Below are 212 nucleotides of genomic sequence, written 5' to 3'. Positions count from 1 at the left end.
GGAGAAATCTCCATAGCATACATTTGCTGAACATAATCCCGCATTGCTCGGGTACTCACTCCCATAGCGTACATCGATAAGATATTACCTTCCAGCTCATCGGTAATGATTAGCTGGCGTTTGGGCATAATCTTAGGTTCAAAAGTACCCAGGCGGTCACGATCAGTTTCTAACTCAAATGAGCCAGCACTTAGACTACGCACGGTCTTCTT

Annotated in this window: 1 protein-coding gene; it reads right to left on the bottom strand. The window is 45.3% G+C overall.

Going from position 1 to position 212, the window contains the following annotated elements:
- Positions 1-212, bottom strand: a 212-nt coding sequence (locus tag GNY06_RS05070) for a transposase (RefSeq protein WP_176589969.1), incomplete at both ends; no start/stop codon positions are given.

The sequence above is a fragment of the Elizabethkingia argenteiflava genome, from assembly GCF_009904105.1.
In the GTDB taxonomy this organism is placed as follows: Bacteria; Bacteroidota; Bacteroidia; order Flavobacteriales; family Weeksellaceae; genus Elizabethkingia; species Elizabethkingia argenteiflava.
Note: the sequence above shows the minus strand (reverse complement) of the source record. Positions and strands in the feature narration are given on the sequence as shown.